Below are 23413 nucleotides of genomic sequence, written 5' to 3'. Positions count from 1 at the left end.
GCGCTCGAAGACGTCGGTCGCGTCGTGCAGGTCGTCCAGGGCGTCGGTGAGTCCGTAGCGTCTGGTCTCCACGGTGTCCGGGTCGAGTGCGGCCGGGCCTTGCCGGAGGTCGGTCTCTGCCAGGGTCCTGGCCCGCCCGGCTTCGCCGTCGGTGTCGACCAGGACCAGGCCGGTGGCGTACATGCTCTGCATGACCGCGCGGCGGGTGGCGAGATCCACCGCGAAGAGATCACGAAGACCGGCCCGGGTATGGACGAAGAGCTCCACCACCCGCCCCTCGAAGCGGAGCGTCTCCCGGTACGTCTCACCACCGCTGGCGACCAGGACCGCGATGTCCAGGTCACTGCCGGCAGTTGCCCGCCCCGAGACCGTGGACCCCGCCAGCACCACGGCGAGAGCACCGGGAAAACGGTCGCGGACAAGACGCCGGGCTTGGTCGATCGGATCACGATTCACCCGACCACGGTGCCACAGACCCCCCAAGGCCGTCACACCACCCGGATTTCCTCCGCCCGATACGGGGGACAACCCCCCTCAACGGCCGGGGGAGGATCGGATGTTGGGGCCGATCGGCAGTCCGTAGCGTTCTCTGCATGACGACGAACCAGAACATTCAGTGGATGCAGCAGGGTGGCGCGGCGATGGTCCTGGCGACCGGGCTGCCGGCGAACCTGGCGGAGATGCTCTCCTCGGAGCGGGCGGAGAGCCTCCGTGACCCGCACCTGCGGTGGTTGCAGCAGGGTGGCGCGGCGATGGTCCTGGCGACCGGGCTGCCGGCGAACCTGGCGGAGATGCTCACCCGGTCGGAAGGGTCGAGCTCCTCGGCCGTACGGTAACTGGCCTCATGGCAGGCAGAGTTCGGCGTACCCGGGAGGAGCCGGCCGGGGCGGTGGGTGACCAGGAGACCACCGCCCCCGCCGGTCAGAGCTCGAGCGCGCTGATGTCGAGCCGCCCGAGGCGGTCGGGGTCGACGATCACGTCGATCGCCACGGCCCGGCCGTCGACCACGGTGAACGCCATCACGGAGACCAGCTTGCCGTTGACCACGACCGCAGCCCCGGCAGCGCCGTTGATCAGGGCCGGGAGGGCGAACGGGGCCAGCTTGGCAAAGGTGACGGCCTGCGAGGCGACCGTCTCGGCGCCGTGCAGGACGACGTTCTGCCGGGCCCGGAGCGTGCCGCCGTCGGAGCGGAGCACCACGTCAGGGTGCAGAACGGCGACCAGAGCGTCGAACCGGCCGTCCCGGGAGGCGGCGAAGAAGGCGTCGACCACCAGGCGTTGACGGCTCAGGTCGGGGTCGGGGGCCGGTGCCTTGTCCTGCACCTTGCGGCGGGCGCGGCTGGCCAACTGCCGTACGGCGGCCGTGGACTTGTCGAGCATCGGGGCGATCTCGTCGAAGGGCACGGCGAACATGTCGTGCAGGACGAACGCGATCCGCTCGTCCGGGCCGAGCGATTCGAGCACCACCAGGAGCGCCAGCCCCACCGAGTCGGCGAGCAGGACCTCCTGCTCGGGGTCGATGCCGCGCTGGTTGCTGATGACCGGATCGGGGATCCGCAGCTCCAGTGGGTCCTCGCGGCGTTGTTCGCGGGAGCGCAGCATGTTCAGGCAGACCCGGGCCACCACGGTGGTCAGCCAGCCGCCGAGGTTCTCGACCTCGCTGGTGTCGGTGCGGTTGAGGCGTAGCCAGCCTTCCTGCACCGCGTCGTCGGCCTCGCTGAGCGAACCGAGCATCCGGTAGGCCACCGCGCGCAGATGCGGCCGGTGCTCCTCGAATCGCGCTATCAGCTCCACGCTCTCGTTCACCGTGTCACGTCCCCTCCGTGCGGCGGCGCACCCGCCGGCCTTCGACTGTTCTACCCGGTGATCGTCGACAGGGTGCTCGATTTCTCCGGTCCGGTGGCCGAGGAGTTTCAGTGCTGCTCCGCATCGGTGCGGGGCCGGACGGAGCAGCTCCCGTCGGCGCAGTCGTCCCCGTAGTCGTCGAGATCGGAGCCCGGAGCGGGCTGTCCGGCGCCGACGGCGGACCGGTACCGGCTGGCGGCGAAGGCGGCGGCCCGGGCCAGCGGCAGGCCGGCCGGGGTGCCCAGGCGGGCGGCGAGCGACCGGTGTTCGGCCAGTGCCCACAGACAGGTGACGAAGGCGTGCGCCCCGCGCCAGACCTCGCCGGTGTCGGCGACCACGGTGATCTCGCCGAGGCTCGCGTCGTGGTCCAGTTCGGGGAACCGTCGCCTGGCCTCCGGGCCCGCCACCTCGACGAACTCCAGCGGGACCAGCTGCCGCTGGCCGCGCAGCCAGTGGGTGAGCCTGCGGCAGAGCCCGCAGTGCGGATCGTGCAGCACGGTCAGTCGGCGGACGGGAGGTGCGGCCGGTGTCGTCATGGTGACGGTGTCTCAGGCCTGGGCCGGCTGCGGGGTCCAGCCCTGCGGGGCGACCGGCGGGCGCGGCGGGATGCTGTCCGTGCTGCTGCCCCGGCGGCGGATCCGGTTGAGCACGTACACGTTGCCCAGGTGCATCCAGCCGATCGCGAGCAGGACCGAGCCGAGCTTGACCGAGAGGGTGTTGAAGACCCCCTGGAGGTCGGTGACCTGCTCGCTGGTCCGCATCCAGAGCACCACGAAGCCCAGGTTGATCAGGTAGAAGCCGACCACCAGCAGGTGGTTCACGGCGTCGGCCAGCTTCTCGTCGCCGGGGAAGACGGTGGTCAGGAACAACCGGCCGTTGCGGCTCAGGGTGCGGGCCACCCAGATGGTGACGCCGACGGCGAGCGGCAGGTAGACGGCATAGCTGACGACGGTGTAGTCCATCGGAAGAACTCCGTTTCGAACGCGTTTAAAACCTGATGAGACTGACAGTAGACCCTCTTCTGAACGTGTTCAAGTACGCCTCGGGCGGCCGGATTGCGGTTGCTGTCCAAGGTGACCGGCTGTCGCATTGGTCTCAAGGTCTGGAATAGGCGAACGCAATCGGGCGGTGGGCCTGCCCGGGCGGTGGCGGGCGCGATAGGCTTCGGCCTGTCTGGTCTAGACCACAGCGCGATTCAGATCCGCGACTCAGAACGGTGGAGCCATGGAAATCGTCATCGTCCCCGATGCCGCCGCCGGCGGCGAGCTCATCGCCTCGGCGATGGCCGAGCTGGTGACGCGCAAGCCCGACGCGCTGCTCGGGGTGGCAACCGGCTCGACGCCGCTGCCGATCTACCAGGCGCTGGCCGCCAAGGTGCGCAGCGGGGCGCTCGACGTCTCGCGGGCCCGAGTCTGCCAGTTGGACGAGTACGTCGGCCTGCCGACCGGGCACCCGGAGTCGTACCGCTCGGTGGTGCTGCGCGAGGTGATCGAACCGCTCGGCCTGACCGAGGCGTCCTTCTTCGGCCCGGACGGTGCGGCCGAGGACGTCGCCGCCGAGGCGATCGCGTACGACCGGGCGCTGGCCGCCGCCGGTGGCGTGGACCTGCAGCTGCTCGGGATCGGCACCGACGGGCACATCGGTTTCAACGAGCCGTGCTCCTCGCTCGCTTCGCGGACCCGGATCAAGACGCTGACCGAGCGGACCCGGGTCGACAACGCCCGCTTCTTCGACAGCCTGGACCAGGTCCCGCACCACGTCATCACCCAGGGCATCGGCACCATCCTGGAGGCCCGCCACCTGGTGCTGCTGGCCACCGGCGAGGCCAAGGCCGACGCCGTCGCCGCCACCGTCGAGGGCCCGCTCTCCGCGCTGGTCCCGGCCTCGGCCCTGCAGCTGCACCCGCACGCCACCGTGGTGGTGGACGAGGCGGCCGCGTCCGGTCTGAAGCTGGCCGACTACTTCCGCGCGACCTACGCGGCGAAGCCGGCCTGGCAGTCGATCTGACCCGGCCGTAGTACGGAACGAGCCGCAGACCCCCGGGGGTTTGCGGCTCGTTCCGTTGTCGGCCCGCACTCGGCTTCCCCCACGGAGCGGGGCGGGCACCTCTCGACAGCTCCGATCGTAGGCCCGGGCCATTCGTGTCCGTCCGGTTCCTGACGGCCTCCTGACGGTGGCCGCCGCGATCCTGACGCCCCGTTGACGGCTAGCGCGTCAGGGTGCGCCCGTCGCGGACCACGACCTCGCGGTCGGCGTACGCGGCGACCCTGGCCTCGTGGGTGACCAGCACCACCGCCGCGCCGGACTCCCGGGCGGCGGTCCGGAGCAGCCGGAGCACCCGTTCGCCGTTCAGCGAGTCCAGCGCGCCGGTCGGCTCGTCGGCGAAGACCACCTGCGGGCCGGTCACCAGGGCCCGGGCCAGCGCCMCCCGCKGGCCCTCGCCGCCGGAGACGTCGGACGGCCGCCGGCCGGACGAGCCGGTGACCTCCAGCCGCTCCAGCCACTCCCGGGCCTGCTGCTCGGCGGGCCGGCGGCGCAGCCCGTTCAGCCGGAGCGGCAGCGCCACGTTCTCCAGGCAGGTCAACTCCGGTACCAGCTGGCCGAACTGGAACAGGAAGCCGAAGTCGCTGCGGCGCMGCGCGCTGCGCCCGGCGTCGGTCAGCTCGGCCAGCCGTCCGCCCCGGTAGCTCACGCTGCCCGCGTCCGGTCGGACGATCCCGGCCAGGCAGTGCAGCAGGGTGGACTTGCCGGAGCCTGAGGCGCCCATCACGGCGACCAGTTCGCCCGCCTCGATGCTCAGCGAGGCGTCGTGCAGCGCGGGGGTGGCGCCGAACGCCTTGGCCAGGCCGGTGCCGCTGAGCAGCGCGGTCGCCGCCGGGGTCGGCCGTGGGGCGAGGGCCGGGGTGAGGGCCGGGGCGGTCACCGGGCGACCTGTCCGCGCAGCTCGTCCAGCCTGGCCGCCGTCAGCTCCAGCCAGCGCAGGTCCGCCTCCAGGTGGAACAGTGCGTGGTCGCAGATCAGCTGGTCCGCCAGGTCGCCGCCGTCCTTGCGCCGGGTCAGCGCGCGCATCTGCCGCAGGTGCTCGGTCCGTTGCAGGTCGAGCACCTCCGCCGCCGGACGGTCGGTCAGCAGCGCCAGCACCACCTTGGCGTACAGGGTGTTCTGCAGGTACGGCTCCGGGCTCTCGGCCCGGGCCAGCCACTCGCCGACGTCGGTCACCCCGGCCTCGGTGATCGCGTACCGCTTCCGCTCCGGACCGTCGCCCGGCTCGACGCCCTCGACCTCGACCAGTCCGCTCTTCAGCAGCCGGGACAGCGTCGAGTAGACCTGCCCGTAGTGCAGCGACCGGGTGCGGCCGAACTGCTCGTCGTAGGCGCGCTTCAGGTCGTAGCCGTGGCGCGGCTGGGACTCCAGGAGGCCGAGGAGGATCTGACCGAGTGACATGAACCGCACTCTACCCAGGGTGTATAGCCGAGGTTCATAGCCGGACGCACCGGGCGGCCGGATCGGGGAACGGACCCCCGACCGGCGACGGCGGCAGGCTCCGGCGGGGCCTGGGTCGCCCACCGTGCGGACTCGTCCCCGACCGGGACCCGCACCCACTCACCCGACCGCTCACCCACCCGCCCAACCTACCGTCGGGAGCCCGGACGTGACAGGCGATCAGCGGACAGTCGGATCGGCTCCGCTCGATCGGTGCAGGTACGGTCGGCCGCAGAACCGGATCCGAGGGGGAGCGATGACCGTCACGCTGGCCAACAGGGAGCTCAACCGGGCCACCCTGGCCCGGCAGCTGCTGCTGGAGCGCGCGGACCTGACGGTGCAGCAGGCGCTGGAGCGAGTGCTCGGGCTGCAGGCGCAGACCCCGCAGACCTGGTACGTCGGGCTGTGGACCAGGCTGGCCGGGTACACCCCCGAGGAGACCTCCGGCCTGCTGGCCGAGGGCGGGCTGGTGCGGATCGCGCTGATGCGCGGCACCATCCACCTGGTCACGGCGGAGGACGCGCGCTGGCTGCGGCCGCTGGTGGAGCCGGTGATCGAGCGCGGCACCCGGGCGGCGTTCGGGCGGAAGCTGGTGGGCCTCGATCCGGCCGAGCTGACGGCGGCCGGGCGGGCCGCGTTCGCCGAACGGGCACTGACCTTCGCCGAGTTGGGCAAGCTGCTGGCCGAGCGTTGGCCGGATCGCGACGGAGCGGCGATGGCGCAGACGGTACGGGCCTCGGTGCCGCTGGTGCAGGTGCCGCCGCGCGGGCTCTGGGGTCGGAGTGGGCCGGTGGCGCACCTGCCGATGGAGCAGTGGCCCGGCCACGAGCTCGAACCGGACCCCAGCATCGAGCAGTTGGTGCTCCGGCAGCTGGCCGGCTTCGGTCCGTGCACCGTGAAGGACATCCAGCAGTGGTGCGGCCTGACCCGGCTGGCTGAGGTGGTGGACCGGCTCCGTCCGCAGCTGGCGGTGTTCCGGGACGAGCAGGGCCGGGAGCTGTTCGACCTCCCCGACGCGCCCCGCCCGCCCGCCGACACCCCGGCCCCGGTGCGCTACCTGTACGACTTCGACAACCTGCTGCTCTCGCACGCCGACCGCAGCCGGGTGCTGACCGTGGACTTCACCGACCAGGGGTTCTTCGGCGGCAGCAACGAGATGCCGCGCTCGGTGCTGCTTGACGGCTTCGTCGCCGCCACCTGGCGCTTCGCGGCGGCCAAGGACGGCGCGGTGCTGACGGTCCGCCCGTTCCGCCGGCTCACAAAGGCCGAGCAGCACGACCTGACGGAGGAGGGCGAGCAGCTCAGCGCCTTCCTGGCCCCGAAGGCCCCCCTCCACGAGGTCCGCATCACCGCTCCCGAACCGGCCTGACCCGCCCGCGCGCCGCTCGCGGTTCCGGTGGCGGGATGTGGTGCTGCCGGTGAGGGTGGGCGACGGGGGTCGGTTCGATGGGAGATGACGCATGGTCGAGGTGACTGAGCCGTATGCGGTGGGGACACCGTGCTGGGTGGATCTGAACGCGCGTGACCAGCAGGCCGCGCTGGACTTCTACCGGGACCTGTTCGGCTGGCAGGGCGAGATCGGTGCCGAGGAGTTCGGCGGGTACTCGGTCTGCGCGAAGAACGACAAGCCGGTGGCCGGGATCATGGGGCCGGTGCCGGTGGAGGAGGGCCGGCCGCAGGTGCCGTCCAACTGGACCACCTATCTGACCACCGACGACGCCGAGGCCACGCTGACCGCGATCGGCGACAACGGCGGCACCGTACTGCTGCCCGTGATGACGGTCGGGACCACCGGCAAGATGCTGCTGGCATCCGACCCGAGCGGTGCGGTGTTCGGGGTCTGGCAGCCGCTGGACTTCCCCGGCGCCCAGGTGGTGGGTGAGCACGGCGCGGTGGTCTGGAACGAGCTGCACACCAGCGCTCCCGGCGAGGTGGGCGTGTTCTACGACGCCGTCTTCGGGGCCAGGATCGCCCCGATGGAGCAGATGCCGGAGTACCTGTCCTTCAACGTCGGGGGCCGCAGCGTCGGGGGTGTGGTCGGCCTGAAGGGTGACCCGCCCGGCACGCCGCCGCACTGGCGGACCTACTTCGCCGTGGACGACGTCGACAGCACGGTGGACGCGCTGGTCAGGGCCGGTGGCAACCTGCTCGAACCGCCGACCGACCAGCCCTGGGGCCGGGTCGCCCTGGTCCAGGACCTGGACGGCGCCACCTTCGCACTGCTCAAGCCCGTACCGATGTGACGGCTCGGGTCTGACCACGACCGCCCGTTCGCGACGCGCCAGAGGCCGCGAATGGGCGGTTTCGGCTGTCCGGGGGACCAGACTGGCAGTCATGCTGGGGCTCCCGGACCACATCGAAGCGTTCCTGTTCGACCTCGACGGCGTGCTGACGCAGACAGCCAAGGTGCACGCGGCCGCCTGGAAGGACATGTTCGACACCTTCCTCAGAGCCGAGGCTCTCCGTACCGGCACCGGGTTCGCCCCGTTCGAGCCGGCCGACTACGACCAGTACGTGGACGGCCGCCCGCGCCTGGACGGCACCCGGACCTTCCTGGCCTCGCGCGGCATCACCCTGCCCGAGGGCAGCCCGGACGACCCGCCGGGCGCCCAGACGGTGCAGGGGCTGAGCAACGCCAAGAACGACACCGTGCTGCGGATGATCAGGGAGCAGGGCGTCCAGCCGTACCCCGGCTCGGTGGCCTATCTGCACCGGCTGCGGGAGCTCGGGCTGCCGCGCGCGGTGGTGTCCTCCAGCGCCAACTGCCGGGACGTGCTGCGTGCGGCCGGGATCGACGACATGTTCGACGTGGTGATCGACGGGCTGGTGGCGCGCCGGGAGCAGCTCCCCGGCAAGCCCGCCCCCGACACCTACCTGGCCGCCGCCAGGGCGCTCGGCGCCGAACCCGCGAACGCCGCCGTCTTCGAGGACGCGCTGGCGGGCGTCGCCTCCGGCCGGGCCGGCGGTTTCGGGGCCGTGGTCGGGGTGAACCGGACCGGGCAGGCCCAGGCCCTCCGTGAGCACGGCGCCGACCTGGTGGTGGACGATCTCGCCGAACTGATCGAGGGTCAGGAGAGCACTCGATGAGCCCGCAGCCCACCTTCACCGTCGACCCCTGGGGCATCGCCGAGCACAGCCTCGACCTCGGCGCCCAGGCCAGGGCCGAGTCGGTCTTCGCACTCTCCAACGGCCATATCGGCCTGCGGGGGAACCTGGACGAGGGCGAGCCGCACGGCCTGCCCGGCACCTACCTGAACGGTGTCTTCGAGCTCCGTCCGCTGCCGTACGCGGAGGGTGGCTACGGCTACCCCGAGTCCGGCCAGAGCGTCATCAACGTCACCAACGGCAAGATCATCCGGCTGCTGGTGGACGACGAGCCCTTCGACCTCCGCTACGGCGAACTCCGGCACCACCAGCGGCGGCTGGACTTCCGGGAGGGACTGCTCCGGCGGGACGCGGAGTGGACCTCGCCGGCCGGACGGACCGTCAAGGTCTCCTCCACCCGGCTGGTCTCGCTCACCCAGCGGGCGATCGCGGCGGTGGACTACCGGGTCACCGCCGTGGACGGCCCGATCCGGGTCGTGCTGCAGTCCGAGCTGGTGGCCAACGAGCAGCTGCCCGGCGGGGCGGCGGCCGACCCCAGGGCGGCGGCCGTGCTGGAGGCCCCGCTGGTGGCCGAGGCCGGGCTGGCGTCGGGTACCAAGGCGGTACTGGTGCACCGGACCAAGTACAGCGGCCTGCGGGTGGCGGTCGGGATGGACCACCTGATCGAGGGTCCTGAGGGTTTCCACGTCACCGCCGAGTGCGCCGAGGACCAGGGCCGGATCAGCGTCACCACGGTGCTGCACCCCGGCGAGGAGCTGCGGCTGACCAAGTTCACCGCGTACGGCTGGTCGGCGACCCGTTCGCTGCCCGCCGTCCGGGACCAGGTGGAGGCCGCGCTGACCGCCGCCAGGTACACCGGCTGGAACGGGCTGGTGGCCGAACAGCGGGAGTTCCTCAAGGAGTTCTGGGAGACCAGCGACATCCAGATCGACGGGGACGTCGAACTCCAGCAGGCGGTCAGGTTCGCGCTCTTCCACGTGCTCCAGGCCAGTGCCCGGAGTGAGGAACGGGCCATCCCTGCCAAGGGGTTGACCGGCCCGGGCTACGACGGGCACAGCTTCTGGGACACCGAGACCTTCGTGCTCCCGGTGCTCACCTACTGTCTGCCGGAGGCGGTCAAGCAGGCCCTGCGCTGGCGGCACACCACGCTGCCGCTGGCCCGCGAACGGGCGGCCCAACTCGGGCTGGCCGGTGCGGTGTTCCCGTGGCGGACGATCCGGGGCGAGGAGTGCTCGGGCTACTGGCCGGCCGGGACCGCCGCGTTCCACATCGGCGCCGACATCGCGGTGGCGGCGGCCCGGTACGTCCGGACCACCGGGGACGTGGAGTTCGAGCAGACGTACGGGTTGGAGCTGCTGGTCGAGACCGCCCGGATGTGGCGCTCGCTCGGCCACCACGACGCGGCCGGCCGGTTCCGGATCGAGGGGGTCACCGGGCCCGACGAGTACAGCGCGGTGGCCGACAACAACGTCTTCACCAACCTGATGGCGCAGACCAACCTGCGGGCCGCCGCCGAGGCCGCCGCCCGGCACCAGGTGACCGCCGCCGGGCTGGGCGTCGACACCGAGGAGACCGCCGCCTGGCGCGACGCCGCCCGGGCGATGTACATCCCGTACGACGAGAAGCTCGGGGTGCATCCGCAGGCCGACGGCTTCACCGACCACCAGTTCTGGGACTTCGACGCCACCCCGCCGGAGAAGTACCCGCTGCTGCTGCACTACCCCTACTTCGACCTGTACCGGAAGCAGGTGGTCAAGCAGGCCGACCTGGTGCTGGCCATGCAGATGCGCGGCGACGCCTTCACCGACGAGCAGAAGGCGCGCAACTTCGCCTACTACGAACGCCTGACGGTCCGGGACTCCTCGCTCTCCGCCTGCACCCAGGCGGTGATCGCGGCCGAGGTGGGCCAGCTCGACCTGGCCTACGACTACACCGCCGAAGCCGCCCTGATGGATCTGCACGACCTCGGCGGCAACACCCGGGACGGCCTGCACATGGCCTCGCTGGCCGGGGCCTGCCTGGCTCTGGTGGCGGGCTTCGGCGGCCTGCGCGACCACGGCGAGCTGTCGTTCCGGCCCCGGCTGCCGGCCGGGCTGCGCCGGCTCGCCTTCGCCCTGAAGATCCGCGGCAGCCTGCTGCACGTGGAGATCACCCACACCCGGACCACCTACACGCTCCGCCGGGGTTCCAAGCTGACGGTCCTGCACGAGGGCGAACAGCTCCGGGTCGAACCCGGCCGGCCGGTCTCCCGCCCGATGACGGTCCCGGAGACACCCGAACGCTGCGTCCAGCCGCCCGGCCGGGAGCCGGCCAGCCGTCAGCAGCAGCCGGGTCCGGCGGTCGGCAGCGGGGCCGAACCGCCGCACCTGGCGGCCGAGTAGGCCGGACCCCGGCCCGGGCTGCACGGTGCACGCTCCTGAGGCCGGGGTTGCCGTTCCCCCCTGGCGTGTGCCGACCGAGCGTCCCGCAGAGAGTGAGAGGTGGAACCGTGGGCAGTGTGGCCGAGCAGATGGTCGAGGTCCTCCGGCAGGCCGGGGTGGAGCGGGTCTACGGCGTGGTGGGGGACAGCCTCAACCCCGTGGTGGACGCGATCCGGCGGGCGGACGGGATCGAGTGGGTGCACGTCAGGAACGAGGAGGCGGGTGCCTTCGCGGCGGCTGCGGACGCCGAGCTGACGGGCCGTCTGGCGGTCTGCGCCGGTTCCTGCGGGCCCGGCAACACCCACCTCATCCAGGGCCTGTACGACGCCCAGCGCAGCGGGCTCCCGGTGCTCGCGCTGGCCTCGCACATCCCGAGTGCCCAGATCGGCACCGGCTTCTTCCAGGAGACCCACCCGGAGCGGGTGTTCGTCGACTGCAGCAGCTGGTGCGAGATGGTCTCCACCCCGGCCCAGCTGCCGCGCCTGCTCCGGGTCGCGGTGCAGCACGCCCTCGGGGCCCGGGGCGTCTCGACGCTGGTCTTCCCCGGCGACGTGGCCGCGCTGCCCGCCGCCAACCCGACCGGGACCGGCAGCTTCCTCACCGAAAAGGCGGTGGCCGCCCCGCCGTGGTCCCAGGTGCAGGCGCTGGCCGAGCGGCTGAACGCGGCCGAGCGGGTCGCGCTGTTCTGCGGGGCGGGCGTGCGCGGGGCGCACGGCGAGGTGATGGAGCTGGCCGGGCGGGTGCTGGCCCCGATCGGGCACTCGCTGCGCGGCAAGGAGTGGATCCAGTTCGACAACCCGTACGACGTCGGGATGAGCGGGCTGCTCGGCTACGGGGCCTGCCACCAGGCGCTGCACGAGGCGGACCTGGTGCTGCTGCTCGGCACCGACTTCCCGTACGACGCCTTCCTGCCCGGTGCACACACCGTCCAGGTCGACCACGACGCCACCCGGCTGGGCCGGCGTACGCCGCTGGAGCTCGCGGTGCACGGCGATGTCGCGGCCACCCTGCGGGCCGTGCTGCCGCTGCTGGAGCAGAAGAGCGACCGTAGCTTCCTGGACGGGCTGCTGACCAAGCACTGCAAGGCACTTGAGGAGGTGGTCGGTGCGTACACCAGGAAGATCGAGAAGCACGTGCCGATCCACCCGGAGTACGTCGCCTCGGTGCTGGACGAACTCGCCGCCGAGGACGCGGTGTTCACCGTCGACACCGGGATGAACAACGTCTGGGCGGCCCGCTACCTGACGCCCAACGGGCGGCGGCGGGTGATCGGTTCGTTCCTGCACGGCTCGATGGCGAACGCGCTGCCGCACGCGATCGGCGCCCAACTGGCCGCGCCGGGGCGGCAGGTGATCTCGATGTCGGGGGACGGCGGGATCGGGATGCTGCTGGGTGAGCTGCTGACCGTGGCCAAGTACCGGCTGCCGGTGAAGATCGTGGTGTTCAACAACGGGGCGCTCGGCATGATCAAGCTGGAGATGCTGGTCAGCGGCTACCCCGAGGCCGAGATCGACAACGGCGACGTGGACTACGCGGCGCTCGCCCGGGCGATCGGCATCCAGGCCAGCCGGGTCACCGACCCGGCGAAGGTGCGCGAGGTGCTGGCGGAGGCGCTGGAGCGGCCGGGGCCGGTGCTGGTGGACGTGGTCACCGACCCGAACGCGCTCTCCATCCCGCCGCACATCACCGCCGCCCAGCTGAAGGGCTTCGCGCTGGCGGCCGGGCGGACGGTGCTCTCCGGCGGGGTGGGCCGGATGATCGACCTGGCCCGGAGCAACCTGCGGAACATCCCCCGGATGTAGCTTTTGCCCCAGAGGCAAACTGCTTGCCGCTCAGGCACGGCGGGTGTGAACTGGAGCCATGAACGTGGACCAGGAGGTCGAGGGCCTCGGCGCCCGACTGCGTGAACACCGCTCGGCCAGCCGTCTCACGCTGGAGGCGGCGGCCGGCCGGATCGGGCTCTCACCAGCCTATCTCTCCCGGCTGGAGACCGGTCTGCGCCAGCCCTCGCTCCCGGTCCTGCTCGGCCTGGCCCGGGCGTACGGCACCACCGTCTCCGACCTGCTCGGCGAGCAGCCCGGCGAGCCGGAGCCGGTGATCCGGGGCGGCGTGATCGAGCCGGACCGGGCCGGCGGCTGGGGCTACCGCCGGGCGGGTGCGCCGGGGCGCGCGCTCCAGGCGCTGCACGTCCAGGTGCCGCCCGGGCTGCAGGACGCGGTGGTCCGGGTGCACCCCGGCGAGGAGTGGCTGTACGTCACCCGGGGCCGGCTGCGGCTCACCCTCGGGGAGCAGAACCACCTGCTCGACCCGGGCGACTCGGCCCACTTCGACTCGCTCACCCCGCACTGCATCGCCGCCGACTCCCCGGACGGCGTCGAGCTGCTCTTCCTGCACACCCTGCTCCAGAGCCCCGGCAGCAATCTCTGCCTGGGCAACCCGCACTGAAAGGGGAATCCGTCATGGCCAGGCTCACCACCGATGCAGGCCGAAGGACCGACCGCCGAGTGCTCACCCGGGTGCTGATCTACATGGTCGCCACCCACGCTTTCCTGGGCTTCCTGACGCTGCTCTTCGCGCTCGGGTCGCGGCACTGACCCTCGCGGCACTGACCCCTCGCGGAACTGACCCCTCGCGGAACTGACCCCGGATCAGAGCGTGACCAGGGTGCAGAGCGCGTCCAGCGCCCCTGGCCAGGCCCGTTCGGGCGGGGTGCCGTAGCCGATCACCAGGGCTGACGGGGCGTCCGGGTCGGGTCCGGCGGCATCGGCCCGGCAGCCCGACATGGTGTTCAGTGAAAGCCCCAACCAACCGGCTTGCCGCAGCAGTTCGGCATCGGTGAGCGAGCCGGGCGGCAGCTCGAGGACGGCGTGCAGCCCGGCCGCGATCCCGGTCACCCGGACTTCGGGTGCCCGTTCGGCCAGGGTGCTGATCAGCTGGTCGCGGCGTCGCCGGTAGTGCAGGCGGCAGCGCCGGACGTGCCGGTCGAAGCCGCCCGAGGTGATCAGCTCGGCCAGGGTCAGCTGGTCCATCACCCCGGACTGCCCGTCGGCCAGCTCCTTCTGCCGCATCACCGGTTCCACCAGGGCGGCGGGCAGGGCCAGCCAGCCGAGCCGCAGGCCGGGGGCCAGGCTCTTGCTGGCGGTGCCCGCGTAGACCACCCGCTCGGGGTCGAGCGCCTGCATCGCCCCGATCGGCTGCCGGTCGTACCGGAACTCGCCGTCGTAGTCGTCCTCGATCACGATCCCCCCGGTCTCCCTGGCCCAGTTCACCGCCGCTGCCCGGCGGTTGGCCCGCAGCGGTACCCCGGTCGGGAACTGGTGCGCCGAGGTGAGCACCGCCGCACCGGCGTCGAGGCCGCCGAGCAGGTCGGTCCTGGCGCCGCCCTCGTCCAGCGGCAACGGGACGGTGGCCAGCCCGGCGGCGGTGATCACCGCCTGCTGCGGCGGCAGCCCGTACTCCTCCACCGCCACTGCGCCGACGCCCCGCTCGCGCAGCGCGGCGCAGAGCAGCGCGAGCCCCTGGGTGTACCCGGCGCAGATCAGCAGCCGCTCGGGATCGGTGCGCACCCCGCGCACCCGCGCGAGGTAGTCGGCGAGCGCCCGGCGCAGTTCGATCCGCCCGCGCGGGTCCGAGTACCCGAGCGCCTCGTGCGGAGCCACCGCGAGCGCCCGGCGCGCGGCGGCCAGCCAGGCGGAGCGGGGGAACAGCGCCAGATCCGGCCGCCCCGGCATCAGGTCGAACCGCACGGCCGGCGTCCGCTGCGGCGTGCTCGGCGCCGTGGTCACCGAAGCCGTCCCCCGCTCCGCCACCACCGTCCCCGATCCCTGACGTGCCGTCAGCCACCCCTCCGCCGTCAGCAGTGCGTACGCCTCCGCCACGGTGTTCCGCGCGATCCCCAGGTCGGCCGCCAGCACCCGGGAGGACGGCAGCCTGGTCCCGGCCGCGAGCCGCCCGTCCCGGGCCGCCGCCCGCAGCGCATCCTCCAACGCGGCCCGCAGACCGAGCCCGCGCGCCCGCCCGGCCGAGAGGTCCAGATGCAGGTCGCCACCGAAAGTGGCCCAGGATTCCATGACCCCAATGAACCATACGAGCGGGCCGCCGCGCGCCTAGGGTGAAGATCATGACGAACGAACCGAAGGACTACGTGGCCGCCCCCGAGCAGCGCTTCTCGATGCCCGAGCTCTCCCCCGAGTGGTACCGGGCGATGATCGCGCTGGACGCCGCCTCGCGGCCGCTGGTGGACCCGGTGATCGGGGAGCTGGTGCGGACGCTGGCCTCGGCCATCAACGGCTGTGCGTACTGCCTGGACATGCACACCGCCGACGCCCGGAAGGCGGGCGAGCAGGAGCACCGGCTGTACGCGCTGCCGGCCTGGCGGGAGACGCCGTTCTTCACGGCGAAGGAGCGGGCGGCGCTGGCGCTGACCGAGTCGGTCACCCGGCTGAGCGAGGGTCATGTGCCGGACGAGGTCTACGAGGCGGCGGCGAAGCACTTCGCGCCGAACGAGCTCTCCCAGCTGCTCGCGGTGATCATCTCGATCAACTCCTGGAACCGGATCGGCGTCACCTGCCGGCTCAGCCCGGCCCCCAAGCAGAGCTGATCGGTCAAGGTCCGAAATTCGCCGGTCCGATCGCGGGCCGAACTGACAGGGTGGGGATCATGACGATGACTCAGCAGGACAAGGCCGAGCTTCTGCACCGACTGCACGTCCCGGGCGCCCCGCTGGTGCTCGCCAACGTCTGGGACGCGGCGACCGCCCGGCTGGTGGCCGCCACCGGCGCACCCGCCGTGGCCACCGCCAGTGCCAGCGTCTCCTGGACCAGGGGCGTGCCGGACGGCGGCGGCCTCGACCTGGCCGGGGCCCTGGCGCAGACCGAACTGGTGGTCAGGGCGGTGGACGTCCCGGTGACGGCCGACCTGGAGGACGGCCTCGCCGAGGACGCCCCCGGGGTCGGCCGGACCGTCACCGAACTGCTCGCGCTCGGCGCGGTCGGGATGAACCTGGAGGACAGCGGCGCGGCTGGGCTGCGCCCGGTGGCCGAGGCGGCCGAGCGGGTCGCGGCGGCCCGGGAGGCGGCCGAGAAGGCGGGCATCCGGCTCTACCTGAACGCGCGCACCGACGTCTTCCTGCTCGGCGTCGGCGGCGTCGAGGACGCGGTCGAGCGGGCCCGGGCCTACCTGGCGGCGGGCGCCAGCGGCATCTTCGTCCCCGGCCCGACCGACCCGGCGGTGATCGCCGAACTGCTCGCCGCCCTGCCGGGCGTCCAGCTGAACGTGATGGCCGGCCCCGGCGCACCCACCGTCGCCGAACTGGCCGGGCTCGGGGTGGCCAGGATCAGCCTCGGCCCCGGCCTGGCCAAGGTCGCGTACGCGGCGGTCCGCCGCGCGGCCGAGGAGGTCTACGGCTCCGGCAGCTACCAGGCCCTGACGGGTGGTCTGGAGTACGGCGAACTGAACGCGCTGTTCGCCTAGTCCGTCCGCCTGCCCCTTCGGCTAACCCCGGGGGACCACCGCGTACGCCCCGCACACCGGGGTGGCGGCGGACGCCTGCTTCCCCAGCAGCGGGATGCTGCCGAGCTGCTCGACGCAGGTGCCTGCCGCGCCGACGGGGTGGTCCGTGCTGAGCTTGCCGCCCATGTTGTTGTCCGCCTGGGCGGCGGGCACAGCGAGGGCCAGACCGGCCATGGTGAGGGCGGCGAGCGCCGTGATCTTACGCATGGCCGGTCCAACGAGACGCACCCCGAACGGTTACCTTTTTTGGGCGCTCGAGCATCTACGGTCAGGGGCTCGGGGGACTGCGACGCCAGCCTCGTACAAGGTGATCCGTGCGTAGGTGGTCAGGCACTTCGGCCTGTGACCCGCACGCCAGATCTCCTCGCAGTTCCCCGAGCCCCCGGGTAGTTCCCTTTGTCTGTAACTCAGATCCGACAAGGGGCCCCGCCCGGATCTTGCCGAGCGGGGCCGTGGTGGTGCTACTGCTGGCCGAGGAGCTTCCGCACGGTCGGGGCGTCCTCCGGGCAGGCGTAGACGGACCATGCGGGGCCGCTCTGACGCTCGATGGAGCCGACCAATATCAAGGTGATGGCTCGCCGGTTGCAGCGGCAGCAGCGCCGCCCTGTGGGCTCGGCCATCACGCCACCGCCCCGGCGAGGGTGTGCGCTCCGCTGTACGTGTAGCCGGGATCGGACAGCCCCTCGGCGACAGCGCGTAGAGCCTCACGCCGCCGGAACTGTCGTTCCATCTCGTCCAGCTCCGCCCGCCACGCATCGTGGTCGACGTACGGGCGGACCAAGGGACCCTCGTACGGGTTCTCACGCTCGACCCAGCAGGCGAGTCGCTGTCCGTCCATCACGATCCGGACAGGTGCGGGCGTGGTCCCGGTGGCGCGGTGCCTGCCCTGGTACGGCTCGGGGGCGCTCGCGATGATCAGGGACAGCATTGCGGCAAGCACCAGCCCGCCGATCCAGGCGTACGCCCAGACGGTAAAGTCGCTCACGTCGCGCTCCTCTTTAGCGTGACCGGCCCGGGGGTGTTGACGCACCCGCCGGGCACTTCTATTTGGGTGAGCCTCGAAGATAACTCCACCTGTCTAAGTTGTCCACAGATCCGACATGTCTACGTAGCATGCGAGTCGAGCACTTGTCTAACCTGTCCATATGTCCGAAAGTCCGAAGCGCCCCCGGCAGATTCCGCCCTACCGCCTTGCTGCCGCCGAGCTGGCCAAGGAGATTCGGGCAGGCGCCTACGACACAGACACGCCGTTTCCGTCTGAGCCCGCCCTGAGCGAGCGGCTCGGCATGGCTCGTATGACCATTCGCCGGGCCCTGGAAGTGCTCCGGGATGAGGGGCTCATCACGACCCGGTGGGGTGCGGGCTCATCCGTCGTCCCGGCTGCCGAGCGCCCTGCCCCCGACGCGAAGTAGCCCCGCCCGGATCACGTCCGAACGGGGCATGCCGCGCTGGCAGCGTCAGCTCTCGGCGCCCTCGGCCTGGCGCTGGAGTCGAGCTCCGGGCAGCAGATAGCCGAGCTGATCACTGTTCAGCGCGTCGCGCAGGGCGGTCAGTTCAGCGGGAGTGCCGACGACGACAGCGCCGGGGCTGGCCACGTTCGCCAGCGCGATACGACGGTCCGCCATCGCCGCCGCCACGAACCCGCTTACCTCTTGATCGGGCTCCGGCACGGTGGCCGCTTCCCAGTGCAGCCCCCGGAATCCGTCCGGGTAGAACTCGACCAGGCTCATGGCTTCCCCTCTGGCATCTTCACGTCGACTTCCGACCAAATGGCAAGCCACGTAAGCTTCTTGACGGTTCCGAACCGGTCGCCCTGGTCGAGCACCTTCAACGTGGCGTCGGTCAACGGGCCGTCGGGCTGTTCCGCGAGCCGGAGCGACACCCGCAGGTGACCTTCCTCGGTCCACGTGATCGACGGCGGGCGCCCGTATAACAGGTGCAGAGCCTTGGCGATCTCCCTTGCCCGCGCTTTGGCTTCCTCGCGCGGGCTGAGCGTCACCGGCTACCCCACGGGAACCGCTTCGCTTCATCCGCCACGATCTCGACCAGGTGTGAGCGACCGGCCATCTCGAACGTCAGGGCAATTGCCCCGTCACGCTCCAGCGTCTCCAGCACATGCATCTCGGCCTCCGGGCCGGTCAGGTAGTGGCGGAAGGCTTCGGCCTGAGACTTGCTCAGCCGCAGCGCGTCCAGTGCCAGCCACAGGGCCTTCAGCGCCGTGCCGAGGCCGGTGAACGTCGCGGGCTTGATCACCCCCTCGACTGACACTGTGAACATCGTGCCAGGCTCGGCTGTACCGGTCGGTGTGGGATTTGCCAGGAGTGCCACTTATCCCCCTCGGCTGAATGGTATGTGGAGCGACCAATGTAGCCAAATGGAGAAGCATCACCTATGCGGTTTCCCGTTCCCGCAAGAAACCGTCTCGGATAGCTTCGACCATGGCTCGCATCTCGTCACCCGACAAGGAAGCACGCTCGAATCCGTCGAACTTTTGCAGGTAGAGCGCCACGTCACGAGGATCGGTGACAATCATCTCGGCATGGACTGTTTCCACTGTCACAATGCGATCATCCCGGATCACGAAGGAATGCCCTGGTGCGTCTGCCTGCTTCATGTCGAGGGGCACTATCCGGATGTCTACGTTTGGCAATCGAGAGACAGAGATGAGACGGTCCAACTGACCGGCCATCATCGCGGCCGGAAGCAGTCGCCAGCGGAGGACTGATTCCGTGATGACGAACCTAAGAACCTTGGTGGAGTCGTAAAGGACTTGCTGTCGGTCCAACCTTGCCGCAATCGTGCGGACTAGCGCATCGTCCCCTAGATTCTTCCTGGACAGCACTGCCCGCACGTATTCAGGGGTCTGCAAGAGGCCGGGGATAAGAGAAGGTTGGAAAAGTTTCAGAGCACCCATTGACTCGTCTAGCGCCCGGATCTGCTGCTGCTTCCGATGGAAGCCCAACCGCCGGTATAGGCGCCAGGCCGTAGCCTCGGTGGCCTGAGCGCGGGCCGCAGCCATGTACTTGGCCTTGATCTCCTCCGAGACGCCTATGGCCGTGAGGATGCGTTCCACGTCCGCGACACTGGCCGGCGCCTTGCCGGTCTCAATCTTGCTCAGCTTGCTCGGAGACATGAGTGCGCCACGGGAGACTGCTTTGGCTTCCTTTCCGGATGCCTCTCGCATTTCCCGCAGCGCAGCCCCAATATCTGTACTGTTCACTCGCCGTACTTTGCCCACCATTCGGCGAATGGCTCAGCATGTGCCAGTGCCGAGTCACGGTAGGCCAGGAAATCGGGCAGCCGATCAGCTCCGGGAAAGTCTGCCCCGAGGTATTTTCCCTCACCGTCATAGTTCATGGCCCCGACAGTGTGACTGTCGAACAGCCAGAAGTCGGTCGCATGGGAGATCGGGTTCTCCTGATCGGTTGTGTCGAGAATGAAGAACTCCTCACCCGCCCGCGCGTTACGGTGATATCCCCAAGCGAGTTCGAATCGCAGATAGGGCGTGAGCGGACGCGAGAGGACGTGCACTCGGTACATTCGCTTACCGGCTCGCGTGGCGTTTCGTACGGTGTCCACCCACGGGGCCGACTTGTACGACTCCGGCTGTGGTTCACCAGCAAGGAATGCCTGGTAAGCGTCGACCCCGCCGGACTGACTGTAGTCGTCCATCGTTTCCAGTCGGAAGGCTTCCCGTTCGAATGCTTCGAACCACTCTCCGAGTGTCCTAGATGAGGTTGTCACGGATGGCCTTCCGGATGAGTTCCATCGGGATCTCGACCACAGTCTCATGACCAGGGAGCGTCAGGCCGTGGTCAACCGGAGTCTCGCCCTGAACGAGCAGAGTCCCCCGGTCGGTCGCGTACAGCGTCGGACAGTCCCCGTCGTCACACGAGCTTGCGAGCTTACGAACTAGCACGGTGCCCCCTCTGCCGGTCCCAGTGTCGGGTTCGATCCTCCCGGCCGTGATCAGGAAGCCGCAAGAGGCTCGGGTTTCCGTTACTGGAAACTGGTCTGAGCCAAGCTTGGTGAACGCCGAAACGGCCCCCGCTCCACCGCCCGCGCTGGGAGGTAGATCGGGGGCCGTTGTGGTCCTGCTGGTAGGTCAGCCGTTCAGTACGTTGGTGAGGCGTGCGGCTGCTCGGCCGCCAAACATGGCGATGCCGCAGTAGAACTCAACCCGGGTTCGGTACACGGGCTTGTCGTGGGCTTCGCCGAGGTCGGTCACCTGGATGCCGCCGTTGGTCAGTCCGGTGACTCCGGCGTTGGCCTCGGTGGTGCCGAAGCGCACCGCGTACACGTCGCCCGTCTCCTTGCCGCCCTCGCCGGCCGTCAGCGGCAGAACGTCGGTACCGTCGAGCTTCTGGCCCGGCTCCAGCATCGGAACGCCGTTCCACATCGTGACGTGCTTGCCGTCGATCTGCGCAGTCAGCAGCTCGTTGCCGCCGAGGCGGCGGAATCCGGACCGGACCTTGGCAATCAGCGCGGCGTTCATGTAGAGCGCGCCGTTGCTGCCGGTCAGGCCCGGCACGGCGGCCGCCAGGGCGTCGAGCTTGTCGAAGAAGTCGTAACCGCCTGCCACCGGGCCGACGGACGCGCCGTCGACTACCTGGCGTCCGATCAGACGCTTGCGCAGTCCGTCGAAGCCGAGCGGGTTCACCATCGTGTCGCCGTTGAAGAACTGGTCGGCGAAGTGGATCGACGCCGCCTTGACCTTCATCGTCTCCTGTACGGCGCGCTGGTCGTTCAGGTCGCCCCGGGTGTGTGCGATGAACTTGTCCACGTCCGCATCACCGCCGAGGATCGCCAGCGTCTCGGTGCGCTGGTTCACCGCACCCGTGGACTCTGGGTACGCCTCGTACACGCCACGGAACGAGACGCCCGGAAGCTTGGACTCCTCGTTGTACTGGTAGGCGGAGCCTTCGAAGCTGATCAGCGGCAGCCGGTCGAGAATCGGCGACTCCTGAACGAACATCTCGATCACGCCCCGCTGAAGGTCGTTCTCCGAGAGTTTCGCGGACTCGGCAAGGGTTAGTGCCATGGTTGGATCTCTCAATCAGTAGGTTTAGTAGGGCAGTTGAGCGTGTGCGTGGTCAGTCCCACACGTCGGATTCGTCGTCGGGCTCGGGTGCCGTGATGGCAACTCGGGCGCTCGGCGACAGCCCCAATTCGCGTATGTAGCGGGCGAGTTGGGATCGGTACTGCGCGGCGATGGTGGCGGCGCCGTTCTTCACGGTTCCGCGCTCGGCGGTCACCATGAGCCCGCGCGTTGACAGGTCCCGCTCTGCCTGGTCGATGCGGGCGACGCAGACGCACAGGTCCTTGACGGTCGTATGGTCGACCTCACCGAGACCGGCCGCGATCTCCAGCACGGGCACGATGCGGCGCCATTCCTCGGACGCCACTTCCCGGCACCTGACGTTGGCCCGCTCGGTCTCGGCGGAGTGGGACGGGGTGAACACCTGTCGCCAGTCAGGCTCGGCCAGAACGGCGCGGGGCACGATCACCCCTTCTTTGATCTCTCGTTTGGACGGATTGCCTTCTCGTGCCCGCACGTTGGCGGGCGTTGGTCGGTACCGGTCGGCCATTCAGCCTCCTTTCGATATGGCGATTCGGGGTGCCGGGACTACCAATAACGGCTACAGCCCCGGCGCGTTTTTTCCGCCTCCCTCCCGTGCCTCTGGGAGTGGGCTCGGGGGTGGGTGCCTGGGGTGGGTCACCAGCGCCGAGGCGAAACCCGCTCGGCAGCCCAACCGCCCGGCTGGTGCTTCGCCGTCTCGGTGTTGTGGCACGACGTACACAACGGTCGTAGCCGATGCCAGGCATCCGGATCGGACACGCCCTCGGCGAGCAACTGCCGTCGACTCAAAGGGAAGTGGTCGGCAACGACCGCAGCGCGAGCACACAGCACGCACCAGGGATGGGCGTACAGGTAGGCCCGTCGGATGCGGGGCCAGCGAGGGCCGTACGCGCTGGTGCCCGGGGTCTGCCTATTCCTGGTTGCCTCACGCTCATGTTCCTTGCAGCGCCCACCAGTTGTCAGCTCCGGGCAGCCCGGGACCGAGCAGGGGGTACGCGGTTTACGCGGCATCGTGGGCGTGCACCAGGGTCTCGTGCAGCTCGATCGTCCGGTGGGCGTTCTCCAGCTCGATGGCGAGATCCAGCGCGGCTTCCGCGTCGGCGATCCGCTCGGCGTTTCGCTCGCCACCCGTACGCAGTCGCTTGATGTTGTCGAGAATCGTGTCAACGAGGTTCATGGCTTTGTTGCCACCCTGGCCGGCTGATCCGGCGGATGGGTGGCGCTCCTTTCGGTTGGTTCGGGGCATGAAAAATCCCCTGTCTCAGAGGTGAGAGAGGGGGCAGCACCGTCACGTGACGGTGTTCGTTACTGGGGCGCGGCGGTTGCCCGGCGTACCCGGTAGTCGGCTTGCTTGCAGCGCGGGGAACAGAAGCGTCTGGGGCGGCCTCTGCCGGTCCATCCGGCAGGCCCGGAGCAATGGGCGCATTCGGCTTCCGTGCGGGCGAGTCCGGCCAGCTCGGCGGCTTCCTCCAGGTCGTCCTGTGCTGTCTGGCAGTCCCTCTCGGCTTCGTCGTAGTAGTCGCAATACTTCTTTCGTGTGCTGGTCGCTTCGAAGTGCTCGCCGCACAGCGGGCACGGCTTGAGCTGCCAGCGGCGAGGCTGCTTGCTGTTGCGGAAGGCAGTTTGTCGGCAAGTGGCGGAGCAGTAGCGTTCCTGGCGGCCGATCAGCGTGCGTCCGCAGTTCTCGCAGTCGTCGGCGTGACTGTCGGCGCTGTAGTAGCCCAAGGGCACCATCCGAGGTCGTTACGTTAAGGGTGGTAGGGCAACGGTTGTCTGGTTTTTCTCTTACATGTAGGAGAAAAACCTAGAGACTGTTTAGGTTCACCGAATTTCGTAACACCCCCTCTCATGCTCCTGCTGCTGGTCCCGACGCTGCTGGCGGGTCTTTCGCTGACGGTCCCAGTCCCGGCATGCCCGGTTGCAGTAGCGGGAGCGCCGTCCGCGCCCGCTGTAGGTCACGACGTTGGGG

General features: G+C 70.2%; 31 protein-coding genes. 12 read left to right on the top strand and 19 right to left on the bottom strand.

Annotated elements, in window-relative coordinates:
• A partial coding sequence (locus ACXJMZ_RS18555; protein ID WP_457031165.1) for a nucleotidyltransferase domain-containing protein occupies positions 1–456 on the bottom strand: 456 nt, incomplete at its 3' end.
• Positions 457–593: 137 nt separating this feature from the next.
• On the opposite strand from ACXJMZ_RS18555, the gene ACXJMZ_RS18550 reads away from it, so the two are divergent.
• Complete coding sequence (locus ACXJMZ_RS18550) at positions 594–836, top strand: hypothetical protein (RefSeq protein ID WP_457031164.1); 243 nt, start codon at positions 594–596, stop codon at positions 834–836.
• A gap of 85 nt (positions 837–921) precedes the next feature.
• Here the strand turns inward: ACXJMZ_RS18550 and sigJ are convergent, their stop codons facing one another.
• The 3 genes from sigJ to ACXJMZ_RS18535 all read right to left on the bottom strand — a co-directional run bounded on the left by sigJ (position 922) and on the right by ACXJMZ_RS18535 (position 2807).
• The gene (gene sigJ, locus ACXJMZ_RS18545; RefSeq protein ID WP_457031163.1) at positions 922–1806 is read right to left on the bottom strand and encodes an RNA polymerase sigma factor SigJ; all 885 of its coding nucleotides are present in this window, start codon (positions 1804–1806) and stop codon (positions 922–924) included.
• Between the two features lie 107 nt (positions 1807–1913).
• Positions 1914–2381 (bottom strand): thiol-disulfide oxidoreductase DCC family protein, encoded by a 468-nt coding sequence (locus ACXJMZ_RS18540; RefSeq protein ID WP_457031162.1) that lies wholly within the window; start codon positions 2379–2381, stop codon positions 1914–1916.
• A gap of 12 nt (positions 2382–2393) precedes the next feature.
• Positions 2394–2807 carry a hypothetical protein gene (locus tag ACXJMZ_RS18535; protein WP_457031161.1) on the bottom strand — a complete coding sequence of 138 codons (414 nt, stop codon included), beginning with the start codon at positions 2805–2807 and terminating at the stop codon, positions 2394–2396.
• 262 nt (positions 2808–3069) lie between these two features.
• Here ACXJMZ_RS18535 and ACXJMZ_RS18530 point away from each other — a divergent pair, with 262 nt between their 5' ends.
• Positions 3070–3852: a glucosamine-6-phosphate deaminase gene (locus tag ACXJMZ_RS18530; RefSeq protein WP_457031160.1), complete on the top strand. Its 783-nt coding sequence runs from the start codon at positions 3070–3072 to the stop codon at positions 3850–3852.
• A gap of 199 nt (positions 3853–4051) precedes the next feature.
• On the opposite strand, the gene ACXJMZ_RS18525 is transcribed toward ACXJMZ_RS18530, so the two are convergent.
• The gene (locus ACXJMZ_RS18525) at positions 4052–4768 is read right to left on the bottom strand and encodes an ABC transporter ATP-binding protein (RefSeq protein ID WP_457031159.1); all 717 of its coding nucleotides are present in this window, start codon (positions 4766–4768) and stop codon (positions 4052–4054) included.
• On the bottom strand, positions 4765–5289 hold the full coding sequence (locus ACXJMZ_RS18520; protein WP_457031158.1) for a PadR family transcriptional regulator: 525 nt from the start codon (positions 5287–5289) through the stop codon (positions 4765–4767). Before ACXJMZ_RS18520 ends, ACXJMZ_RS18525 begins: the two co-directional genes overlap by 4 nt.
• 295 nt (positions 5290–5584) lie before the next feature.
• Here ACXJMZ_RS18520 and ACXJMZ_RS18515 point away from each other — a divergent pair, with 295 nt between their 5' ends.
• The 7 genes from ACXJMZ_RS18515 (at position 5585) to ACXJMZ_RS18485 (ending at position 13447) form a co-directional block, all read left to right on the top strand.
• Positions 5585–6697: a winged helix DNA-binding domain-containing protein gene (locus ACXJMZ_RS18515; RefSeq protein WP_457031157.1), complete on the top strand. Its 1113-nt coding sequence runs from the start codon at positions 5585–5587 to the stop codon at positions 6695–6697.
• A gap of 91 nt (positions 6698–6788) precedes the next feature.
• Entirely contained in the window at positions 6789–7571 is a 783-nt protein-coding gene (locus ACXJMZ_RS18510; protein ID WP_457031156.1) for a VOC family protein, read from the top strand.
• A gap of 91 nt (positions 7572–7662) precedes the next feature.
• Positions 7663–8415 (top strand): HAD family hydrolase, encoded by a 753-nt coding sequence (locus ACXJMZ_RS18505; RefSeq protein WP_457031155.1) that lies wholly within the window; start codon positions 7663–7665, stop codon positions 8413–8415.
• Positions 8412–10814, top strand: coding sequence for a glycoside hydrolase family 65 protein (locus ACXJMZ_RS18500; RefSeq protein ID WP_457031154.1), 2403 nt, complete (start codon positions 8412–8414; stop codon positions 10812–10814). The genes ACXJMZ_RS18505 and ACXJMZ_RS18500 overlap by 4 nt, the downstream gene beginning before the upstream one ends.
• A 128-nt stretch (positions 10815–10942) precedes the next feature.
• Positions 10943–12655, top strand: coding sequence for a pyruvate dehydrogenase (locus ACXJMZ_RS18495; RefSeq protein WP_457031169.1), 1713 nt, complete (start codon positions 10943–10945; stop codon positions 12653–12655).
• Positions 12656–12713: 58 nt separating this feature from the next.
• A complete protein-coding gene (locus tag ACXJMZ_RS18490; protein ID WP_457031153.1) occupies positions 12714–13298 on the top strand; it encodes a helix-turn-helix domain-containing protein in 585 nt (194 codons plus the stop codon).
• 14 nt (positions 13299–13312) lie between these two features.
• Positions 13313–13447: a DUF6126 family protein gene (locus tag ACXJMZ_RS18485; RefSeq protein WP_457031152.1), complete on the top strand. Its 135-nt coding sequence runs from the start codon at positions 13313–13315 to the stop codon at positions 13445–13447.
• Positions 13448–13501: 54 nt separating this feature from the next.
• Here the strand turns inward: ACXJMZ_RS18485 and pdxR are convergent, their stop codons facing one another.
• Entirely contained in the window at positions 13502–14923 is a 1422-nt protein-coding gene (gene pdxR, locus ACXJMZ_RS18480; protein ID WP_457031151.1) for a MocR-like pyridoxine biosynthesis transcription factor PdxR, read from the bottom strand.
• Positions 14924–14973: 50 nt separating this feature from the next.
• On the opposite strand from pdxR, the gene ACXJMZ_RS18475 reads away from it, so the two are divergent.
• Positions 14974–15453: a carboxymuconolactone decarboxylase family protein gene (locus ACXJMZ_RS18475; RefSeq protein ID WP_057230288.1), complete on the top strand. Its 480-nt coding sequence runs from the start codon at positions 14974–14976 to the stop codon at positions 15451–15453.
• Between the two features lie 59 nt (positions 15454–15512).
• Positions 15513–16325: an isocitrate lyase/PEP mutase family protein gene (locus ACXJMZ_RS18470; protein WP_457031150.1), complete on the top strand. Its 813-nt coding sequence runs from the start codon at positions 15513–15515 to the stop codon at positions 16323–16325.
• Positions 16326–16346: 21 nt separating this feature from the next.
• Here ACXJMZ_RS18470 and ACXJMZ_RS18465 read toward each other — a convergent pair whose 3' ends face one another.
• Together ACXJMZ_RS18465 and ACXJMZ_RS18460 are read right to left on the bottom strand one after the other, a co-directional pair.
• A complete protein-coding gene (locus ACXJMZ_RS18465; protein ID WP_457031149.1) occupies positions 16347–16571 on the bottom strand; it encodes a hypothetical protein in 225 nt (74 codons plus the stop codon).
• A gap of 412 nt (positions 16572–16983) precedes the next feature.
• Positions 16984–17349: a hypothetical protein gene (locus tag ACXJMZ_RS18460; RefSeq protein ID WP_457031148.1), complete on the bottom strand. Its 366-nt coding sequence runs from the start codon at positions 17347–17349 to the stop codon at positions 16984–16986.
• 160 nt (positions 17350–17509) lie between these two features.
• Here ACXJMZ_RS18460 and ACXJMZ_RS18455 point away from each other — a divergent pair, with 160 nt between their 5' ends.
• Positions 17510–17776: a GntR family transcriptional regulator gene (locus ACXJMZ_RS18455; RefSeq protein ID WP_457031147.1), complete on the top strand. Its 267-nt coding sequence runs from the start codon at positions 17510–17512 to the stop codon at positions 17774–17776.
• A gap of 45 nt (positions 17777–17821) precedes the next feature.
• Here ACXJMZ_RS18455 and ACXJMZ_RS18450 read toward each other — a convergent pair whose 3' ends face one another.
• From ACXJMZ_RS18450 to ACXJMZ_RS18405, 10 genes are all read right to left on the bottom strand, one after another.
• Positions 17822–18094, bottom strand: coding sequence for a hypothetical protein (locus ACXJMZ_RS18450; RefSeq protein WP_457031146.1), 273 nt, complete (start codon positions 18092–18094; stop codon positions 17822–17824).
• A complete protein-coding gene (locus ACXJMZ_RS18445; RefSeq protein WP_457031145.1) occupies positions 18091–18363 on the bottom strand; it encodes a hypothetical protein in 273 nt (90 codons plus the stop codon). The genes ACXJMZ_RS18450 and ACXJMZ_RS18445 overlap by 4 nt, the downstream gene beginning before the upstream one ends.
• Positions 18360–18632, bottom strand: coding sequence for a hypothetical protein (locus tag ACXJMZ_RS18440; protein WP_457031144.1), 273 nt, complete (start codon positions 18630–18632; stop codon positions 18360–18362). Before ACXJMZ_RS18440 ends, ACXJMZ_RS18445 begins: the two co-directional genes overlap by 4 nt.
• Positions 18633–18753: 121 nt before the next feature.
• Entirely contained in the window at positions 18754–19605 is an 852-nt protein-coding gene (locus ACXJMZ_RS18435; protein WP_457031143.1) for a helix-turn-helix domain-containing protein, read from the bottom strand.
• Positions 19581–20108 carry a DUF6879 family protein gene (locus ACXJMZ_RS18430; RefSeq protein WP_457031142.1) on the bottom strand — a complete coding sequence of 176 codons (528 nt, stop codon included), beginning with the start codon at positions 20106–20108 and terminating at the stop codon, positions 19581–19583. Before ACXJMZ_RS18430 ends, ACXJMZ_RS18435 begins: the two co-directional genes overlap by 25 nt.
• Positions 20092–20283 (bottom strand): hypothetical protein, encoded by a 192-nt coding sequence (locus tag ACXJMZ_RS18425; protein ID WP_457031141.1) that lies wholly within the window; start codon positions 20281–20283, stop codon positions 20092–20094. The genes ACXJMZ_RS18430 and ACXJMZ_RS18425 overlap by 17 nt, the downstream gene beginning before the upstream one ends.
• A gap of 186 nt (positions 20284–20469) precedes the next feature.
• The gene (locus tag ACXJMZ_RS18420; protein ID WP_457031140.1) at positions 20470–21420 is read right to left on the bottom strand and encodes a major capsid protein; all 951 of its coding nucleotides are present in this window, start codon (positions 21418–21420) and stop codon (positions 20470–20472) included.
• 37 nt (positions 21421–21457) lie between these two features.
• Positions 21458–21952 (bottom strand): phage terminase small subunit P27 family, encoded by a 495-nt coding sequence (locus ACXJMZ_RS18415; RefSeq protein WP_457031139.1) that lies wholly within the window; start codon positions 21950–21952, stop codon positions 21458–21460.
• A 492-nt stretch (positions 21953–22444) separates the two neighbouring features.
• Positions 22445–22621 (bottom strand): hypothetical protein, encoded by a 177-nt coding sequence (locus tag ACXJMZ_RS18410; RefSeq protein WP_457031138.1) that lies wholly within the window; start codon positions 22619–22621, stop codon positions 22445–22447.
• Positions 22622–22749: 128 nt separating this feature from the next.
• Complete coding sequence (locus tag ACXJMZ_RS18405) at positions 22750–23169, bottom strand: hypothetical protein (protein WP_457031137.1); 420 nt, start codon at positions 23167–23169, stop codon at positions 22750–22752.
• Positions 23170–23413 lie beyond the last annotated feature (244 nt).

The sequence above is a fragment of the Kitasatospora sp. P5_F3 genome (genome assembly GCF_054049135.1).
The sequence above is the reverse complement of the archived record's forward strand: the minus strand, read 5'-3'. Positions and strand labels throughout refer to the sequence as shown.

Excerpts from the sequence above, each read along its gene's own strand:
- ACXJMZ_RS18490 (WP_457031153.1), top strand. The coding sequence starts at position 12,714 with ATGAACGTGGACCAGGAGGTCGAGGGCCTCGGCGCCCGACTGCGTGAA.
- ACXJMZ_RS18450 (WP_457031146.1), bottom strand. The coding sequence starts at position 18,094 with ATGAGCCTGGTCGAGTTCTACCCGGACGGATTCCGGGGGCTGCACTGG.
- ACXJMZ_RS18520 (WP_457031158.1), bottom strand. The coding sequence starts at position 5,289 with ATGTCACTCGGTCAGATCCTCCTCGGCCTCCTGGAGTCCCAGCCGCGC.
- ACXJMZ_RS18540 (WP_457031162.1), bottom strand. The coding sequence starts at position 2,381 with ATGACGACACCGGCCGCACCTCCCGTCCGCCGACTGACCGTGCTGCAC.
- ACXJMZ_RS18410 (WP_457031138.1), bottom strand. The coding sequence starts at position 22,621 with ATGAACCTCGTTGACACGATTCTCGACAACATCAAGCGACTGCGTACG.
- ACXJMZ_RS18500 (WP_457031154.1), top strand. The coding sequence starts at position 8,412 with ATGAGCCCGCAGCCCACCTTCACCGTCGACCCCTGGGGCATCGCCGAG.
- ACXJMZ_RS18515 (WP_457031157.1), top strand. The coding sequence starts at position 5,585 with ATGACCGTCACGCTGGCCAACAGGGAGCTCAACCGGGCCACCCTGGCC.
- ACXJMZ_RS18495 (WP_457031169.1), top strand. The coding sequence starts at position 10,943 with ATGGTCGAGGTCCTCCGGCAGGCCGGGGTGGAGCGGGTCTACGGCGTG.
- ACXJMZ_RS18475 (WP_057230288.1), top strand. The coding sequence starts at position 14,974 with ATGACGAACGAACCGAAGGACTACGTGGCCGCCCCCGAGCAGCGCTTC.
- ACXJMZ_RS18510 (WP_457031156.1), top strand. The coding sequence starts at position 6,789 with ATGGTCGAGGTGACTGAGCCGTATGCGGTGGGGACACCGTGCTGGGTG.
- ACXJMZ_RS18455 (WP_457031147.1), top strand. The coding sequence starts at position 17,510 with ATGTCCGAAAGTCCGAAGCGCCCCCGGCAGATTCCGCCCTACCGCCTT.
- ACXJMZ_RS18530 (WP_457031160.1), top strand. The coding sequence starts at position 3,070 with ATGGAAATCGTCATCGTCCCCGATGCCGCCGCCGGCGGCGAGCTCATC.
- pdxR (WP_457031151.1), bottom strand. The coding sequence starts at position 14,923 with ATGGAATCCTGGGCCACTTTCGGTGGCGACCTGCATCTGGACCTCTCG.
- ACXJMZ_RS18470 (WP_457031150.1), top strand. The coding sequence starts at position 15,513 with ATGACGATGACTCAGCAGGACAAGGCCGAGCTTCTGCACCGACTGCAC.
- ACXJMZ_RS18505 (WP_457031155.1), top strand. The coding sequence starts at position 7,663 with ATGCTGGGGCTCCCGGACCACATCGAAGCGTTCCTGTTCGACCTCGAC.
- ACXJMZ_RS18435 (WP_457031143.1), bottom strand. The coding sequence starts at position 19,605 with ATGGTGGGCAAAGTACGGCGAGTGAACAGTACAGATATTGGGGCTGCG.
- ACXJMZ_RS18550 (WP_457031164.1), top strand. The coding sequence starts at position 594 with ATGACGACGAACCAGAACATTCAGTGGATGCAGCAGGGTGGCGCGGCG.
- ACXJMZ_RS18485 (WP_457031152.1), top strand. The coding sequence starts at position 13,313 with ATGGCCAGGCTCACCACCGATGCAGGCCGAAGGACCGACCGCCGAGTG.
- ACXJMZ_RS18465 (WP_457031149.1), bottom strand. The coding sequence starts at position 16,571 with ATGCGTAAGATCACGGCGCTCGCCGCCCTCACCATGGCCGGTCTGGCC.
- ACXJMZ_RS18415 (WP_457031139.1), bottom strand. The coding sequence starts at position 21,952 with ATGGCCGACCGGTACCGACCAACGCCCGCCAACGTGCGGGCACGAGAA.
- ACXJMZ_RS18535 (WP_457031161.1), bottom strand. The coding sequence starts at position 2,807 with ATGGACTACACCGTCGTCAGCTATGCCGTCTACCTGCCGCTCGCCGTC.